Source organism: Streptomyces sp. NPDC059443 (assembly GCF_042750105.1).
GTDB lineage: Bacteria > Actinomycetota > Actinomycetes > Streptomycetales > Streptomycetaceae > Streptomyces.
Genome location: NZ_JBHYVM010000003.1, coordinates 272,708 through 289,895 on the forward strand (window position 1 = coordinate 272,708; position 17,188 = coordinate 289,895).

Annotated in this window: 13 protein-coding genes; 2 read left to right on the forward strand and 11 right to left on the reverse strand. The window is 73.1% G+C overall.

What is annotated here, in order from left to right; translation table 11 throughout:
- Window positions 1–143: 143 nt before the first annotated feature.
- The 5 genes from ACFXDJ_RS04340 to ACFXDJ_RS04360 form a co-directional block, all read right to left on the reverse strand.
- Window positions 144–1,061 (reverse strand): NADP-dependent oxidoreductase, encoded by a 918-nt coding sequence (locus tag ACFXDJ_RS04340; protein WP_384847769.1) that lies wholly within the window; start codon window positions 1,059–1,061, stop codon window positions 144–146.
- A gap of 158 nt (window positions 1,062–1,219) precedes the next feature.
- Entirely contained in the window at window positions 1,220–2,590 is a 1,371-nt protein-coding gene (locus ACFXDJ_RS04345; RefSeq protein ID WP_384661476.1) for a GH1 family beta-glucosidase, read from the reverse strand.
- Window positions 2,587–3,471, reverse strand: coding sequence for a carbohydrate ABC transporter permease (locus ACFXDJ_RS04350; protein WP_384661478.1), 885 nt, complete (start codon window positions 3,469–3,471; stop codon window positions 2,587–2,589). The genes ACFXDJ_RS04345 and ACFXDJ_RS04350 overlap by 4 nt, the downstream gene beginning before the upstream one ends.
- Complete coding sequence (locus tag ACFXDJ_RS04355; protein WP_384661481.1) at window positions 3,464–4,423, reverse strand: carbohydrate ABC transporter permease; 960 nt, start codon at window positions 4,421–4,423, stop codon at window positions 3,464–3,466. The genes ACFXDJ_RS04350 and ACFXDJ_RS04355 overlap by 8 nt, the downstream gene beginning before the upstream one ends.
- Before the next feature lie 130 nt (window positions 4,424–4,553).
- Window positions 4,554–5,873: an ABC transporter substrate-binding protein gene (locus ACFXDJ_RS04360; RefSeq protein ID WP_384661484.1), complete on the reverse strand. Its 1,320-nt coding sequence runs from the start codon at window positions 5,871–5,873 to the stop codon at window positions 4,554–4,556.
- A 205-nt stretch (window positions 5,874–6,078) separates the two neighbouring features.
- Here ACFXDJ_RS04360 and ACFXDJ_RS04365 point away from each other — a divergent pair, with 205 nt between their 5' ends.
- Window positions 6,079–7,392, forward strand: a complete 1,314-nt coding sequence (locus ACFXDJ_RS04365) for an ROK family protein (RefSeq protein WP_384847720.1) — start codon at window positions 6,079–6,081, stop codon at window positions 7,390–7,392.
- Window positions 7,393–8,062: 670 nt separating this feature from the next.
- Here ACFXDJ_RS04365 and ACFXDJ_RS04370 read toward each other — a convergent pair.
- From ACFXDJ_RS04370 to ACFXDJ_RS04385, 4 genes are all read right to left on the reverse strand, one after another.
- Entirely contained in the window at window positions 8,063–9,106 is a 1,044-nt protein-coding gene (locus tag ACFXDJ_RS04370; protein ID WP_384661490.1) for a LacI family DNA-binding transcriptional regulator, read from the reverse strand.
- Window positions 9,107–9,125: 19 nt separating this feature from the next.
- A complete protein-coding gene (locus tag ACFXDJ_RS04375) occupies window positions 9,126–11,753 on the reverse strand; it encodes a glycoside hydrolase family 3 C-terminal domain-containing protein (RefSeq protein WP_384847723.1) in 2,628 nt (875 codons plus the stop codon).
- A gap of 118 nt (window positions 11,754–11,871) precedes the next feature.
- Entirely contained in the window at window positions 11,872–12,474 is a 603-nt protein-coding gene (locus ACFXDJ_RS04380) for an HD domain-containing protein (RefSeq protein WP_384663287.1), read from the reverse strand.
- Window positions 12,475–12,547: 73 nt separating this feature from the next.
- Window positions 12,548–13,624 (reverse strand): RNA ligase (ATP), encoded by a 1,077-nt coding sequence (locus ACFXDJ_RS04385; protein ID WP_384663288.1) that lies wholly within the window; start codon window positions 13,622–13,624, stop codon window positions 12,548–12,550.
- 321 nt (window positions 13,625–13,945) lie between these two features.
- On the opposite strand from ACFXDJ_RS04385, the gene ACFXDJ_RS04390 reads away from it, so the two are divergent.
- Entirely contained in the window at window positions 13,946–14,689 is a 744-nt protein-coding gene (locus ACFXDJ_RS04390; protein ID WP_384663291.1) for an SDR family NAD(P)-dependent oxidoreductase, read from the forward strand.
- 27 nt (window positions 14,690–14,716) lie between these two features.
- On the opposite strand, the gene ACFXDJ_RS04395 is transcribed toward ACFXDJ_RS04390, so the two are convergent.
- Both ACFXDJ_RS04395 and ACFXDJ_RS04400 read right to left on the reverse strand, forming a co-directional pair.
- The gene (locus ACFXDJ_RS04395; protein ID WP_384663290.1) at window positions 14,717–15,199 is read right to left on the reverse strand and encodes a peptidoglycan-binding protein; all 483 of its coding nucleotides are present in this window, start codon (window positions 15,197–15,199) and stop codon (window positions 14,717–14,719) included.
- 340 nt (window positions 15,200–15,539) lie between these two features.
- Window positions 15,540–16,826, reverse strand: coding sequence for a choice-of-anchor A family protein (locus tag ACFXDJ_RS04400; protein ID WP_384847726.1), 1,287 nt, complete (start codon window positions 16,824–16,826; stop codon window positions 15,540–15,542).
- Window positions 16,827–17,188 lie beyond the last annotated feature (362 nt).

Here is a 17,188-nt window from a genome sequence, read left to right on the forward strand (position 1 = left end):
CGCGCGCGCTGGCGGTCTCCGCGGCGCCGACCGCGCGCGGGGGCCCCGCGTGTGTGTCTCTCGCCTACCGTAGCAGGTGCGGCCTCCGGCCCCCGGCGGGGGGCGCCCCCCGCGGTCGTGTCCGCGGACATGTCCGCGGGAGTTCACACCTCCAGGACGATCTTTCCCGCGGTGTGTCCTGCCCGGCTCAGCTCGAAGGCCGCGGCCAGTTCCGCGAGCGGGAAGGTCTCGGCGACGGTGACGGTGAGCTGTCCGGCGTCGGCGAGCCGGCCCAGCTCGGCGAGGTCGGCGCCGACGGGCCGTACCCACATCCACTGGCCGCCCGCGCCGAGCACGGTGTGGTCGGCGATGGAGGCGTGCCGGCCGCCTTCCGCCAGCACCTCCAGGGTGGTGTCGAGGACTCCCCCGACGAAGTCGGCGACGACGGTGACCCCGGCGGGTGCCAGCGTACGCACCCGGTCGGCGAGGCCGTCCCCGTACGCGACGGGTTCGCATCCCAGCTCGCGCAGCCGGTCGTGGTTGCGCGGCGAGGCGGTGCCGATGACTCGGGCGCCGAGCGCGCGGGCGATCTGCACGCCGAGGGAGCCGACGCCGCCCGCGGCGCCGTGGACGAGGACGGTGTCGTCCTTGCCGGTGTCGAGGCGGGTCAGCAGCTGGTACGCGGTGAGGCCGGCCAGCGGCAGCCCCGCGGCCTGCTGCCAGCTCAGCGAGACGGGCTTGGGCGCGAGGGCCCGTACGGGCACGGTGACGAACTCGGCGAAGGTGCCGCCGTGCACGTAGTCCTTGCGGGCGTAGGCGATGACCTCGTCCCCGGCGGTGAACTCGGGGGTGTCGATGCCGACGACCTCGACGGTTCCGGCCACGTCCCAGCCGGGGACGACCGGGTACACGACGTCCATCAGGCCGTCGAGCCCGCCCGCCATGATCTTCCAGTCGACGGGGTTGACGGAGGCGCAGCGGACCCGGACGAGGACCTCGCCCGGGCCGACCTTGGGTACCGGGAGCCGGGTCTGGGAGAGCACCTCCGTCCCGCCGTACGTCTCGTACGCCATGGCCCGCATGGTGCCTTCCAGGTCTTCGGACATCCGCCTCGCCTCTCCTTTGAACCGGTCGCGTCGCCCCTCCCCCATCCCACCACGAAATGCCGCGCCCGCCCGGGGAGGAGGGGCGGGCGCGGCGCGGCGGAGCGGCTGGGGGCAGCGCTGGGGGGAGGCCGTGCCTACAGGGCCCGGTGGGCGGCGATCACGTCGGCGTAGTGGCGGCCGCTGGACTTCACCGTGCGCCGCTGCGTGTCGTAGTCCACGTGGACCAGGCCGAAGCGCTTGTCGTAGCCGTAGGCCCATTCGAAGTTGTCGAGGAGGGACCAGGCGTAGTAGCCGGCCAGGGGTGCGCCGCGGCGGGCCGCGCGGGCGCAGGCGGCGAGGTGGGCGTGCAGGTACGCGGTGCGCTCGGGGTCGTGGACGCTGCCGTCGGGGGAGACCGTGTCGGCGTAGGAGGAGCCGTTCTCGGTGATGAGGATGCGCCGGGCACCGTACTCCTCGGTCAGCCGCATGATCAGGGTTTCCAGGCCGTCGGCGTCCACCTCCCAGTCCATGCCGGTGCGCGGGACGCCGGGGCGGTCGGTCATCCGGGCGCGGGGGGCGGGGCCGTGCGGGTCGGCGGTGACCACCTGCGGGAAGTAGTAGTTCAGGCCGATCCAGTCGAGCGGGGCGGCGATGGTGTCGAGGTCGCCGGGGTGTTCGGGCAGGTCGACCCCGTAGACCTCCAGCATGTCGGCGGGGAACCCGCGGCCGTGGACGGGGTCGAGCCACCAGCGGTTGACGTGGCCGTCCATCCGCCGGGCGGCGGCGCGGTCGGACTCGCTGCCGCTCGCCGGCTCCACGGTGGAGAGGTTGTTGACGATGCCGATCTGCGCGCCGGGTGCTGCGGCGCGGATCGCCCGGGCTGCCAGGCCGTGGCCCAGCAGCAGGTGGTAGGAGGCGCGGACGGCGGCGGTGAGGTCGGTCCAGCCGGGGGCCATCTTGCCCTCCAGATGGCCGATCCACGCCGAACACAGCGGCTCGTTGAGGGTGGCCCACTGGGTGACGCGGTCGCCGAGGCGCTCGGCGACCACACCCGCGTACGAGGCGAAGTGCTCGGCCGTGGCCCGCTCGGGCCAGCCGCCCCGGTCCTGGAGGGCCTGCGGGAGGTCCCAGTGGTAGAGGGTGACGGACGGTTCGATGCCGGCGGCGAGCAGTCCGTCGATCAACTGGTCGTAGAAGTCGAGCCCCTTGGCGTTGACCGGGCCGTCGCCGCCCGGCACGACGCGCGGCCAGGCGACGGAGAGCCGGTAGGCGTTGGCGCCCAGCCCGCGCATCAGGCCGATGTCCTCGCGCCATCGGTGGTAGTGGTCGCAGGCGGTGTCTCCGGTGTGGCCGCCGTCGATGGCGCCGGGGGTGCGGGTGAAGGTGTCCCAGATGGAGGGGGCACGGCCGTCCTCGGCCACGGCGCCCTCGATCTGGTAGGCGGAGGTCGCGGTGCCCCAGGCGAAGTCGCGGGGCAGGGCGGCGAGGTCGATGGAGGTCAGGTAATGGGCTTCTGAAAGGGTCATTTGACGGCTCCTGCCGTGAGTCCGGCCACCAAGTACCGCTGAAGCAGGAGGAATCCGGCGACGACGGGGACGCTGACGACGAGCGAGGCGGCCATGATCTGGTTCCAATAGACGTCGTTCTGCGTGGAGTAGCCCTGCAGGCCGATCGCGAGGGTGCGGGTCTCGTCGTTCGTCATGACGGAGGCGAAGAGCACCTCGCCCCAGGCGGTCATGAACGCGTAGACGGTGACGGCGACGATGCCGGGTACGGCGGCCGGGATCACGACCCGGAAGAGCGCGCCGAGCGGGCCGCAGCCGTCCACGGTGGCGGCCTCGTCGAGGTCGCGGGGCACCGAGTCGAAGTACCCGATGAGCATCCAGATGGAGAAGGGGAGGGAGAAGGTGAGGTAGGTGAGGATCAGCCCGCCCCGGGACCCGTACAGGGCGATCCCGGTGGTGTTGCCGATGTTCACGAAGATGAGGAACAGCGGGAGGAGGAAGAGGATCCCGGGGAACATCTGGGTGGAGAGGACCGTCACGGTGAACAGGCGCTTGCCGCGGAAGCGGTAGCGGCTGACGGCGTACGCCGCGAAGACGGCGATCACGACGGAGCAGGCGGTCGCCGCTCCGGCCACGATCAGCGAGTTCACGAAGTACTTGGCGAGCGGGATGGTGTGCCAGATGTCGATGTACGGACGCAGGGTGAGCCCGCTGGGGATCCAGTGGAACTGTCCGGCCACGTCCTTGAGGGGCTTGAGCGAGCTGGTCACCATCACGTAGACGGGCAGCAGGACGAAGGAGGCGAGGAGGACGAGGAACACCGCCCGGACCGCTTTGAAGGAGGCCGGCGGGTCGAGCGGCGACTTCGTCCGCGCACCGCGCAGGCGCTCTTGGTCAGCCATCGGTCTTCCTCCGTCCCCGCGTCGTGAAGATCAGGTAGCCGGCGGTGACCAGCAGGAGGAAGAGCAGCAGCAGGACCGACATGGCCGAGCCGGTGCCGAAGTTCCACGTCACGAAGCTGGATTGGTAGATGTGGATCGAGATCAGGTCGGCGGCCGCGGGCGCGGACTTGCCGAACATGACGAACGGTGTGGTGAAGTCGTTGAAGGTCCACAAGAACAGCACCAGGATCAGCACCTGGTTGACGGCCCCGACCGAGGGCAGGGTGATCCGGCGGATCTGCTGCCAGACGCCGGCCCCGTCCAGCGCGGCCGCTTCGTAGAGGTCCTTGGGGATGTTCTGGAGGGCGGCCATCACGATGAGGAACGCGAACGGCCAGCCCTTCCAGACCGATACGGTCAGCAGCGCCCAGAAGCTGTTGTCGCCCAGGAGCCAGAAGGTGTGCGCGGCGCCGCCGATGCCCAGCTGGTCGTGGATGACGTGGTTCACCAGCCCGTTGTCCCGCTGGAACATGAACGCCCAGGTGATGACGGCCGCGTAGCCGGGGAGGGCGTAGGGGATCAGGAACAGGGCGCGCAGGACGCCCCGGCCGCGGAAGGTCTCCTGCATGAACACGGCGGCGGCGGTGCCGAGGAGCCAGCACAGGCCCACCGAGAGCAGGGTGAACAGGCAGGTGGTGAAGAAGGAGCCGAGCAGGGCCTCGCCGACGGGCTTGTCGATGTCGACGGCGAGTCGGTAGTTGTCGAAGCCCGTCCAGGGGGCGCTGGACCAGTCCCGGATGAAGAACTGGGTCAGCTTCCGGAAGCTCATCGCGATGCCCATCGCCATCGGGACGAGGTGGATGAGCAGTTCGAGGAGGAGGGCGGGCAGGAGCAGGAGGTAGGGCAGGGCGGCGCGGCGCACGCGCCCGGTACGGCGTACCCGGGCCGTGGCGCGCCGCACCCTCCCCGTCACGGTGACGGGAGCGACCGGTTGTTCTCCTGCTCGTGCTGCTACTTGTTCTGTTGCTTGTTCTGTTGTTTGTTCTGTTGCTTGTTCTGTTGCTTGTTCTGTTGCTTGTTCTGCTGCGGGCATGGGACGGGGCTCACTTCTGCATCTGCTGCTGGGCCTTGGTGAGCTTCGCCTTGACCGAGTCGGCGGTCACGGGGCGGCCGGCTGCGGCGTCCGCGAAGAGCTCCTTGACGGCGGTTCCGACGGCCGTCTCGAACTGCGACTCCTCGGGGACCTGCGGCAGCGGTGCGGCGCTGGTGGAGAGGGTGTTGCGGAGCACGGTGAGGTCGGCGTCGGCGAAGGCCGGGTCGGTCTGGGCGGCCTTGACGGGCGGGATGGAGCCGTAGGTCTTGTTGAGGAGCTTCTGCTCCTCGTCGCTGGTCATGAACTTCACGAACTTCAGCGAGCCGTCGAGGTTGTCGGTGTTCTTGAAGACGGCCATGTTGATGCCGGCGACCATGGAGTTGGTGTTCTTGCCGGCTCCGGGCGTGCCGCCGGACGGGACCGGGACGGGAGCCACGCCCCAGTCGCCCTCCTTCATGCCGTGGGCCTTGAAGCTGCTGGCCGCGCTCTGCCACAGGACCATGGCGGTCTTGCCGCTCGCGAAGTCCGAGAGGGACTGGTTCTTGTCGTACTCGGCGTTGCCCGGGGCGATGATCTTGTCCTTGGCCATCAGGTCGACGTACTGCTTGACGGCGTCGACGTTCTCCGGGGTGTCGAAGGTGGGCTTGCCGCCCGCGTCGAAGAAGTTCGCGCCGTGCTGCTGGGAGAAGACGAAGGCCTGGTGGATGTTGTTGGAGAGGTTCGAACCTTCCGCGCCCAGCGCCCACTTGCCGTCCTTGGACAGCTTCTGGCCGATGGTGACCATCTCGTCCCAGGTGGCCGGGGGCTTCTCGATGCCCGCCTCCTGGAACATCTTCTTGTTGTAGTAGAGCGCGTACGACATCGAGTAGAGCGGGACGGCGGCCGGGTCCTTGCCCGCGGCGCCGGCCGAGCCTATGCCCGAGTCGACGAAGCGGCTCTTGCCTCCGATGGCGTCGAAGTTCTTGGCGTCCCAGGGCAGCAGGGCCCCGGTGGCCTGGAGCGAGGAGGACCAGGTGTTGCCGATGTTGAGGACGTCCGGGCCCTGTCCTGAGGCGGTGGCGGCGAGGATGCGGTTCAGCAGGTCCGCCCAGGGGACCACTTCGAGCTTGACCTTGATGCCGGTCTGCTCCTCGAACTTCTTCAGCTCCGGGCCGAGGGTCGCCTGGTCCGCCGCGATGTCGGGGCCCTGGTTGGAGGCCCAGTAGGTGAGCTCCTTGGGGGCCTTGTTGGAGCCGCCGCCGGTGTCCGCGGTTCCGCCCCCGCAGGCGGTGGCGGCTGCGAGCATGGAGACGGTGACGGCGGTGACGGCGACGGCTCGGGTTCTGCGCATGGCGGCTCGGTCCCTTTCGACAACGTGCAACAGAGTTCGGCGGAAAGCCCGGTGGGGTGACGTGAAATCCGGGTCCGAACCGGGTCTCGGCCGCTCCGTTTGCTCCAGGCCTTAATTTAGGACGTGAGTTAAGCCTCGTGAAAGGGTCGCGTCAAGGGGTCGCGCAAGGGTATGTTGCGATCGATGTCAGGGCGGAAGGAGCCACATGACCACGGGGCGCAGTGGACGTACGGTGCGGGACCTGCGAAGGGGCAACCGCAGCGCCGTGCTGCAGCGGTTGTACTTCGGCGGGCCGATGAGCCGGCAGGAGCTGGGCCCCGCGACCGGGCTCAGCTCGGGATCCGTCAGCAACGTCGTCGGCGAACTCGTCGCGGACGGCCTCCTGGAGGAAGCCGGCATCGTCGACTCGGACGGCGGACGCCCGCGTACGCTGCTGCGCGTCGCCCCCGGCAGCGCGCACATGATCGGCATCGACGTCGGCGAAACCCGGGTCAGGGTCGAGCTGTTCGACCTCACCCTCACCGAACTGGCCCGCACCGAGATGCCGTTGCAGCCGCGCGGCTGCTACGACGTCGGCCCGATCGTCGACCACGTGCGGACCGGGATCGCCACCGTGCTCGCGGAGGCCGGGGTGGGCACGCAGCGGCTCCTCGGGGTCGGGATCGGCGTCCCGGGCATCGTGGACCGCGACGCGCCCGGCGGGACCGTGGTGCACGGCCAGACCATCGGCTGGGACGCGGTCCCCCTGGAAGCGCTGCTGCGCGAGACGGGAGCCGTGCCGCCCGAGGTCCCGTACATCATCGACAACGGGGCGCGCACCCTCGGCCAGGCGGAGATGTGGTTCGGGGCCGGGCGCGGCGCGCGCGACGCGGTGGTCGTGCTGTTCGGCTCCGGCGTCGGCGCGAGCCTGATCACCGACGGCTCCCCCGACGGGGGCACCACCGAGGGCGTCCCGCTGGAGTGGGGCCACCTGACGGTCCAGGTCCGGGGGCGGCGCTGCCGGTGCGGGGCCCTGGGTTGCCTGGAGGCGTACACGGGGGCGGAGTCGCTGCTGGCGCGCTGGGCCGAGCGGGGCGGCGACCCGGGGGCCGGCTCGGGGCACGAGGAGGACGCCCTCGCCGCGCTGCTCGCGGCGGCGCGCGCGAACGACCGGGTGGCCCTGGAGGTCCTCGACGAAACCGCGGAGTACCTGGGCGCGGGCCTGTCGGACGTCATCAACCTCTTCCAGCCGGAACGGATCCTGATCGGCGGCTGGGCGGGCCTGATGCTGGGCCCCCACATCCTGCCGGCGGTACGGGAACACGCGACCCGGTACTCCCTTCGCCACCCGGCCGCCCGGGTCACCATCGACATGGGCTCACTGGGGCCCGACGCGGTCACGGTCGGCGCGGCCACCCTCCCCCTGGCCGCCTTCTTCACCACGGGCGGCCGCCGCACCCCACCGGAACCCCCGGCGGAAGCCCCGGGCTGGCAGACGGCCCTGGAGGTCCGGGGGGAGGCGGCGGCGAGGCGGGGGTAGCGGGGGCGGGGGCGGGCGCCGGAGCCCCTCGCCGTCACCTGCCCCTACGGGCACCGCGTGCGCTGTACGCGCACTCCTGCGTCCGGGGTCCGCGGTATGGGCGGATCCGGGCACGGCCCGATGGCTCGGCCGGGCGTAGCCCGGAACCACGACGGGCGCAGCCCGGACAGCCCGCCGGAGACAAGGCCTCGCATCGGGTCCGGGCACGGCCCAGGGCCGGGTCGGGCGCAGCCCGGACAGCCCGCCGGAGACAAGGCCTCGCATCGGGCACGGCCCGGGGCCAGGTCAAGCGCAGCCCGGGAAGCCCGCCGGAGGCAAGGCCTCGCATCGGGTCCGGGCTTCGCCCGGGGAACGGTGGAAGGGCGGGGCGGGGAGAGTCCCGCGCAGCGGCCCGTTCGAACCGCCCGCCGAGGCACCCCGCCCTGGCTGCGGCTGCGCGGAGCGATCGGCCGACGCCCGCATCGGCCGCCCGGCCTGCCCGACTCCCTGACCGGGCCGAGGGCCGTGCGACCCGCTGCGCTCCCGGCCGCCGTCGGCAACATCACCACCGGCATGCCCGGTCGCCGCCGGACCGTCCCGGCCCAGGGCGTCCGGTCGCCTGGTCACGGCCGCGCCGCACCCGACCTCCCCGACCACGGGCCCAGGCTCCCGACCCCCCAGCGGCCAGCGTTCACGCCGAGTCGCGGATCACCAGCTCCGGCTCGAACAGCACGGCCTCCGGCGCGGACCCGGCGGCCATGCCCGCGACCCGGTCCAGCAGCAGGCGGACCATCTCCGCCGCCATGTCCTCCACCGGCTGGCGGACCGTGGTCAGCCGGGGCCGGGAGGCCACGGCCGCGCCGGAGTCGTCGAAGCCGACCACCGCCACGTCCTCGGGGATCCGGCGGCCGTGCTCGCGCAGTACCAGGCAGGCGCCCTGCGCCATCAGGTCGTTCGCCGCGAACACCCCGTCCAGGTCCGGCTGTTCGGCCAGCAGCACCCGCATCGCCTGCTCCCCGCCGTCCAGCGTGAAGTCCGCCTCGGCCACCCGCACGGCCGCGGCGCCACCGCCGCCCGGCAGCGCCTCGCGGAACCCCGCCACCCGCTCCCGGCTCGCCGGCACGTCCGCCGGGCCGCCGATCGCGACCAACCGCCTACGGCCCCCCGCCAGAAGGTGCCGGGCGGCGAGCCCCCCGCCCTCGCGGTGCCTCAGGTCGACCCAGTCCAGCGGGACCGGGGGCGCGGGACGCGCGAAGAGCACGGCGGGCAGGGCCGCGGCCGCGAGCATGCCGGGCAGCGGGTCGTGGCCGTCGGTGGTGACGAGCAGCGCGCCGTCCGCACCGCCCTGGGCGAGGTACGCCAGGACCTGCGCCCGGTCCTGCTCCCCGTCGGCGAACATCAGCACCGGGTGCACCCCGCGCGGTCGCAGCGCCCGTACGACTCCGCTGACCACCCGCCCGAAGAACGGGTCCTGGAGCACCCGGCCGGAGTCGGCCCCCGCACCGGACACCACCAGCGCGACCGCGCCCGAGCGCCGGGTCACCAGCGAGCGGGCCGCCCGGTTCGGCACGTACCCGGTCGCCGCTACGGCCTGCTGGACCGCCTGCTGGATGACCGGGTCGACGTTGCGGACGCCGTTGACCACGCGGGACACCGTGGCCCGGGACACCCCGGCGGCGCGCGCCACGTCTTCCAGGGTCGGGGCCGTCCCGGCCCCGGTGCTCGCTGCATCCATGGCGGCACTCTAGGCCGTCTCAGGCCCCGATCGTCCCCCGGAGCGGCAGGTCGCCCGCGCTGAGACCGGCGAGGACCTCGAAGCGGCCCGGTTCCGTGACCCAGCAGCCGGAGCCGGGGCTCCAGTACTGGAGGGCGCGCACGGGGACCCGTACGTACGCCGTCACCCGCTCCCCCGGCTCCGCCTCCACGGCCGCCCATCCCGCGAGCCAGCGCACGGGACGTTCGACCGCCGAGTCGGGGCGGGAGAGGTGGAGTTGGACGATCTGGCGGCCACCTCGGGTGCCCGTGTTGCGGAGGGTCACGGGGACCTCGAAGCCTCCGCCGGGGAGCGGTTCGGGTGCGCCGAGCCGCTCGAACTCCCAAGTGGTGTAGCCGAGTCCGTGCCCGAACCAGTACGCGGGCTCCGTTCCCGCGCGCAGCCAGGCGCGGTGGCCGATGTGCAAACCTTCTTCGTACGGGAGTTGGCCGCCGACGGGGTGCGTGGTGCGTACGGGGGCCTCGGCGAGGGTGGCCGGCCAGGTGGTGGGGAGCCGCCCGCCGGGTTCGACGCGACCGAGGAGCACGTCGGCGACGGCGTGCCCGCCCTCCTGGCCGGGGAACCAGGTGAGCAGCACGGCACCGACGGCCTTGCGCCAGGGCAGTTCGACGGGCCCGCCGGAGTTGACCACGACGACGGTACGGGGATTCGCGCGGGCGATCTCCGCCACCAACTCGTCCTGGGGCGGCGGCAGTCGGAGCGAGTCGCGGTCGAAGCCCTCGGACTCCCCGCCTTCGGTGGTGCCGACGACCACGACGGCGGCATCGGCGACGCGGGCGGCGGCCACGGCGGCCGCCCGCGCCCCGGCCGGATCGGGCGGGGGCGGGACGGCGGTGAGGACGGTGGCCCGGCCGGTGCCGGGGGCGAGCGCGCGGCGGGCGACGACGTGCACGGGGCGGCCCGCCGTGAGCGGGATCCGGGCGGTCCGCTGGGGCGGGCGGACGTGGATGACGGCCGGATCGTCGGTCTCGGGCGGGAACTCGCCGGTGAGCACGGTCGTTCCATCCACAGTGAGGCGGAGCGCGCCGAAGCCTCCGAGCCCGAGGGTCCAGGGTCCGGTCGCGTCGGGGTGGAGTACGGTGGCGAGCTCGATGGTGTGGGCGCCGGGCGGCAGGGCGGGTTCCAGGACCCGGCCGGACGGCTGGTGCCCCGAGCAGAGCACCGCCCCGGCGGCGTCGAGCACGCGCAGCCGCACGCCCGGCTCGCCGCTCTCCGGGTCGCGCGCGTACCGCGCGCCCAGCGGAGCCGGCCCGCCGCTGCCCTCGGGCGCGGGACCGGGCTCGTACAGGACCCGGACGCGGGGCGGCAGCGCCTCCCGCAGCCCGTCGAGCGGACTGACCACGCGCTGCGGGAACACCTCGGAGCTACCGCCGCCCTGTACGCGGGGTTCGTCGGCGTGCATCCCGATCACGGCAACGCTGTTCAGCGCGTCGGGGTCCAGGGGCAGCACTCCACGGTTCTCCAGGAGCACGAAGCTGGCGGCGGCTGCGGCGCGCAGCTCTTCGCGGATACGGGTGCGGGAGTGGGAGCGGGTCCGGATGTCGGCGGTGTAGGGGGCGGGATCGGGATCGGTGATCTTGGCGGGCTCGGCGGGCTCGGCGGGGCCCAGGCGGCTGCGGGGGATGACCGGGCTGACCGGGCTGACCGGGCTGACCCGGCCAGGAGCTTCGGCCGGGCCGATGTGCCGCTCCGGCGCCTCGGCGGACTCAGAGAACTCCCGGAACCCCGCGATCTCCGGGGTGGCCGGCAGGTCCCCGAGGACACCCACACGCCCGGCGAGGCGCAGCAGCCTGCGCACCTTCTGCTCCACCGCGTCGGCCGGGACCCGGCCGCTGCGCAGTGCCTCCAGCAGCGCCTCGCCCCAGGGCCCGCCAGGGCCCGGCATCGCCAGGTCCTGCGCGGCGACGGCCGAGGCCGCGGTGGAGCGGACGCCGCCCCAGTCGGAGACGACCACCCCGTCGAAGCCCCACTCACCCTTCAGGGGTTCGGCGAGCAGGGAACTTTCGCTCATGGTCGTGCCGTTGACCTTGTTGTACGCCGACATGACGAGCCACACCCCGGCCCGGACGGCGGCCTCGAAGGGCGCGAGGTACAGCTCGCGCAGCACGCGCTCGTCGAGTCGCACGTCGAGGGTGAGACGCCCGGTCTCGGAATCGTTGGCGACATAGTGCTTCGCCGTCGCGGCCACCCCTCGCGACTGGATTCCGCGGATGAGGGCCGCCCCCGTACGGCCCGCGAGCAGCGGGTCTTCGGAGAAGCACTCGAAGTGGCGTCCGGCGAGCGGGCTCCGGTGCAGGTTCAGGGTGGGCGCGAGGAGGACGTGGACGCCTTTGCGGCGGGCCTCGTCGCCGAGCAGCTCTCCCAGTCGGCGGACCCTGTCCTCGTCCCACAGCGCCCCGAGGGCGGTGGGCGAAGGTAGCAGGGCCGACGTGCATCGCTCGTCCCAGCCGGGCCCGCGCACACCGGCCGGACCGTCCGAGAAGACGATCTCCCGGAGCCCCACGTCCGGTTCGGGGTGGGTCCGCCACGTATCGGCCCCGGTCAGCAGGCGCACCTGCTGCTCGGGATCCAACTTGTCCGCCAGGCGTTCGACTTCACCGTCGCGCATGTCCACCCCTTACACACCAGCCGTCCGGATCACTGGGAGAGCGCTCTCCCACATGCTCCCGGCACCCCGGATCGACTGTCAACGCCCTTGTGTGAACCGGGGCCGGCCCGGCGAGCGGTCAGGCCGAGACGGGGTACGCGGCCTGGAAGGCCAGGCGGGCATCCGCGCCCTCCGCGATTCCGGCGAGCAGCGCGTCGAGTTCGAGGAACGCCTCCCAGCGCTCGGTGCCGGGCGGCGACGCCCGCACGAGGCGGTCGATCAGCAGGTCCTCCAGCTCGGCGACCCGTTTGCCCTTCCACACCTTGTCGGCGGCGCTGACCAGCAGTTCCTCGATGCTCACCGCGGGTGCCGACCAGCTGGCGTGGGTGGCGGCGAAGCGGGCCCGCGCCGGGGTGAACCCGTGCGCGAGGAGCAGCTCCCGACCGGCCGGTTCGTGCGCGGAGCCGGGGCCTGCGAGTTCGGCGGTGTGTACCGCCTTGCCGATGTCGTGCGTGGCCGCGCCGAACAGAACGGCCTCGCGGTCGAAGGTCAGCGCCGGGTGGAACTCGGCCAACCAGTCGGCCAGTTGGCACGCCACTTCGTGCACGAGCCGCAGATGCGCCGCCAGCCGGGGCGGCGCGGCCAGCTCGCGCAGAAGCGCGGCCACGGCCTCCGGGAGGGGGCGCAGCGGCGGGTCGGCCGGGGCGTCGAGCGCCCGGGCGAGGAGGTCGGATCGGGGCATCCGGCCAGGCTAGCCGGGGGCGCGTCGCCTGGGGGCACTCCCCCACCCAGGACCCGCGCCCGCCCCGGCCCGCTCACTCGTACTCCGTACCGCCCTTGCGCGTCAGGTACGCAGGGCTGACCGCCTTGGCGATGGCGCGGCCGCCGACCACCGGACTGTAGCGCTCCGCCACCGGGCGGATGACGACGCCCTCGCGCAGGTGCAGGCTCCGCCCGGACACGGTCTCGCGTCCGCTCGCCCACTCCAGCACCACGTCGAGGCTGTACGGTCCCTCGAACAGCTTTGGCACCAAGGGCAGTTCGCCGTCCGGGAAGACCTCCGCCGGGTCCAGCCAACGCACCTGTCCGTCGATCTCGGCGGAGACGTCGAAGACCGCGTACGCGGGTGGCGTGTCGGCCGTGTGCGCGCCGGTCCCGTACGCCAGGTCCTGCACCCCCTTCCCGTACACCTCGCCGAAGATCCCGACCCGGGTCGCCCCGAGCCGCTCGGCCAACCCGGCGGCGGCTTCGGGGACTCCGTGGCCGCGTACGGCCCGCCAGTAGAGGTTGCGCTCGTCCTCCTTGAGCCCGAGGTTCTTGGATCCGAAGCCCTTGGAGGAGACCAGTACGTGGCCGTCCTCGGCGAGGTACGTCAACAGACAGGCGGTGCCGTGCAGTTTCTCGGTGAGGACCACCGGCTCACCGGGCTCGAAGATGTCCGGGTAGCGCTGGAGATTCTCGATGTCCACCCATGGCAGCAGCTCGGGGGCGGCCTCGACGTCTCCGTTCATCGTCGTCGGGATCGGCGGGGCCCATTTCGTGATGCCGAGCAACTCCGCGAAGTCCGTGCCCTCTTTGGCCGCCTGAACGAGATCCACGTCGGCCAGGGCGCGCGGACGGCACACCAGGCCCTGCGACAGCTCGCCGCGCAGCCGGACGGCCTTGACCCGGTTCGCGTCGCCGCCGGCGAGGCGGCCGGTCAGGCCGAGCTCGTCGATCAACGTGGGCGGTATTACGGCTTGTTCGGGTATGTACAGCGCGTAATCGCCGGTTCGGTAGGCGTCTTTGGCTACGACGGCCCGGTAGAGGCCCACTTGCGCGAGCTCCAACGCGTCGGCGTTCGGGTGCGGATGGACTGCGAGCTCTTCGGCGGTGACCCGCAGGGTCGACATGGCGGTGCTCCTCGGAAGTGTCGGCTTCAGCTATCGGCAAGCCACTCTGTGGCCCCCCGATTCCGCTGGTCCACCGCTTATCGAGATGCTAGGGCCGCCCACGGACGCCCCGGCGGGACCACCCCCGGTCCCTCCGGCTGCCCGTCCGACCCCCCTCAGACGCCCGATCGACAGCCGGCGGCGGCCGGTCTTCACCCCGCCCCGGCGGCCCGGCATTGTGGGTGAGTACGGCCCCGCCCGCGCGGAGGGGTTCGCGTGCGGCGATCATGTGCGCGGGCACGGCATTCGCACTGCGCACCACAGGAGGCTCACATGTCACACATGCCACGTCGTCCGGTCACCGTCGTCACCGGAGGCAGCCGCGGCATCGGCGCCGCCACCTGCGTCCGGCTCGCCTCCGACGGGCACGACCTCGTGCTCGGCTACCTCCACGACGACGCGGCCGCCAAAGCCACCGCCGAGCGCGTACGGGCGGCCGGCGCCCGATGCGTGACCGTGCGCGGCGACAGCTCCGAGGAGAGCGGGGTCGAGCGGCTCTTCGACATCGCCGGGGCCGAGTTCGGAGCGGTGACCGGCCTGGTCAACAACGCCGGGGTGACCGGCACCCCCGGTCGGCTCGCCGACACCCGGATCGAGGATCTGCGCCGCGTGCTGGACGTGAACCTCTTCGGGTACCTGCTCTGCTGCCGCCGGGCCGCCCAGGACATGGCCGCGTCCGGCGGCGGGGCGATCGTCAACGTCTCCTCCGCGGCCGCCACCCTCGGCAGCCCCGGACGCTACGTCCACTACGCCGCGACCAAGGCCGCAACCGACACCTTGACCCTCGGGCTGGCCAAGGAACTCGGGCCGGACGGGATCCGTGTCAACGCCGTGGCGCCCGGCATCATCGAGACCGACATGCACGCCACCATGGGCGACCCGGACCGCCCGGCGCTCGCCGCCGCCGAGATCCCGCTCGGGCGGGCCGGGCAGCCCACGGAGGTCGCCGCGGCCATCGCCTGGCTGCTGTCCCCGGACGCCGCGTACACGACCGGGGCCATCCTCCGTGTCTCCGGCGGCCGCTGAGCCAGGCCGGGCCGGCGAGCCGCTGGCCTAGCCTCCGCTCTCGAAGGCGGCCCGCGTGGACGGACCGTAGATGCCCAGCGGGTCGCCCTTGATGCTGCGGTTCTGCTGGAGCTGGGTGACTCCGCGCCGGGTCTGTTCGTCGTAGACCCCGGTGACGGAGACGTACGTGAACCCCTGCGCGTACAGCCGCCCCTGGAGGGTGCGCACCTCGGGCCCGCTGTCCCCGGGGCGCAGCGTCCCGGGGACGGCGGGCGGCGGCTGCGCGGCGCCGGTCGGCCCGGGTGACCGGGTGTCCCGGCTCGCGCTCGCCGACGGACCGGGGGCGGGCGGGGCCGTCGTGGCCCGCGCCGGGAGCACGGGAACGGAGAGGTCGGGGCGCACCACGGCCCGCGGCGGCTCCTGCTCGGGGCCGCGCAGCAGGAGCACCAGAGCGCCCGCCGCGCAGAGTGCGAGCAGGGCGAGGACGGCGAACGGGAGCCGGCTGCCGCCCTGTTTCCGCCGGCCGGCCACGGACATCCGTGCGGTGGGCGGCTCCGGCGCCGTGGAAGGCGTCGCTGAAGGCTTCGCTGAAGATGTCGCGAACCACGGCTCCGACGCCGGTCCGGTCTCAGGCCAGGCAGGAGCCGGGGCAGGCGCCGGAGCCTGGGCCTGGGCCTGGGAAGGGGACTGCGAAGGGGCCTGGAAAGCGGCCGACGGGCCGTTCGGCGGGGTCGCGGGGGCGACGTAGGGGCGTACGAGCAGGCGGTCGGCGGGGACGCCGCCGCTTTCATCGGGGTCTGGGGACATGGTTGTCTCCCGGCGGGTGCGGGGGCCGGCGCGGCGGTGCGGCGCCGGCCCCCTGCCCGGCCGGTCAGGCCCTGCGCCGCCGGGCGACCAGGACCATACCGGTTCCGGCGGCCAGCACAAGGGCCCCGCCGATCGCCAGCGGCACGGCCGCGCCCGCTCCGGTCAGGGCGAGTCCGCCGCCCGAACCGCCCGAGCCGGAGGCACCCCCGGTGACGTTCATGGGAGCGCTGCCGGACGGGGACGGGGACGGGGAGCCGGACCCGCCCGGTGTGCCCGGCTTCGGGGTGGCGGGAGCGGTCGGCGTGCCGGGCGCGGGCACGGAGGCCGACGGGGTGAGGGCGGCGGACTTCGGCGGGTTCACGACGGGGACCGGATTGCCCGGCAGGCAGCCGGTGAAGGGGTAGTGGTGCGTCTCCGCGCCCTCCGTGCCGGTCAGCGACTTCGCGATGACCGAACCGTTGACCGGGCCGCCGGAGCCCAAGTCGAAGGCGGCGTCCGGCGCGAGGACGCTGCCGGGCCAGGCGTTGCCGCTGTTCTTGGCCACCTTCGTGGCGTCGGGGAAGTTCCACAGGAGCTTCGCGCGGACCTGGCCTTCGGCGGCGCCGGCCGTCTTGTCGTCGAGGACCTCGCGCCCGGCCGCCTCGTCCCAGAGGAAGAAGCCGGTGGTCCCGGCCTTCGCCTGGTCGTAGGCGGCGCCCTTGACGTTGACCACGGTCACCGCGCCGGCCGGCACCTTGATCCGGATCTCCTTGGCCTTCTCCAGCTCGGCGGCCGGGACGGTGAAGCCGTTGAACCGTGCGTCGGTGCCGGTCAGCCGGAGGTTCGAACCGTCCAGGTGCCACTGCGCCGAGGCCGACTGGGGAGCGGCGGCCAAGATGCCGGAGGCCTTGCGCAGCGTGCGGAACTCGGCGGCGAAGTCGATGGGCGAGGGAGCCCCGGTCACCTTGCCGTGGTGGGCCTCGGCAGTGCCGGAGAGGGTGCCGCCGTAGGTGCCGTTGCCGTTCATCACCTGGACGGTGCCGCGGATGTCGCCCGCCACCACGAGGGCGTTGCCGCCCGGGAGCGCCTTGACCTGTTGCGCGGTGAGCTCCTGGCCGACGGTGAAGCCACCCCGGAAGTCGGCGTTCCCGCCGATCGCCACGGCGCCTTCGGCATCGGGGCTGTGCCGGTCGTCGCCCTCGATGAACTCGCCGTAGAGGCCGGCCGCACCGAGCGCCGCGGTGCAGGTCGCGGGGGTCGGCGCCGGAGCGGCGACGGCGAGGGGTGCCGCGGCGAGGACGCCGATGGCGGTCACGGCGAGGGAACCGCCGATCGCGGCCGAGGCTAGCGAAGAGCGGACGGATATAGACATGTGGGACATCTCCGAAGTGCGGCTCATGCGGTGGCGCTTACCTCCCGGCGACGCGGACGACGCGGACGACGCGGACGACGCGGACGACGACGCGATCGGCGGTCCGGGCGGTGGTGCTCGACCGGCGCACTCTTTCCCTCGGGGATGCCCCAGGTCAAGCCGGATGTCCGATGCATCCCATCCGTCCGGTGTGTACGCGAAGTCTTCGCTGGAATCTTCACCGAAACCATCCCATCGGGGTCGAGTTCGCTGCCAGGCCGACCAGTTGAGCCGGCGGCGAAAGCAAGCGCAACCACAGCCCCCCCCGCCCCCCGCGGTCGGGGGGGGGTCACTCCCCCGGGGGGGCGGGGCGGACGCCCGCC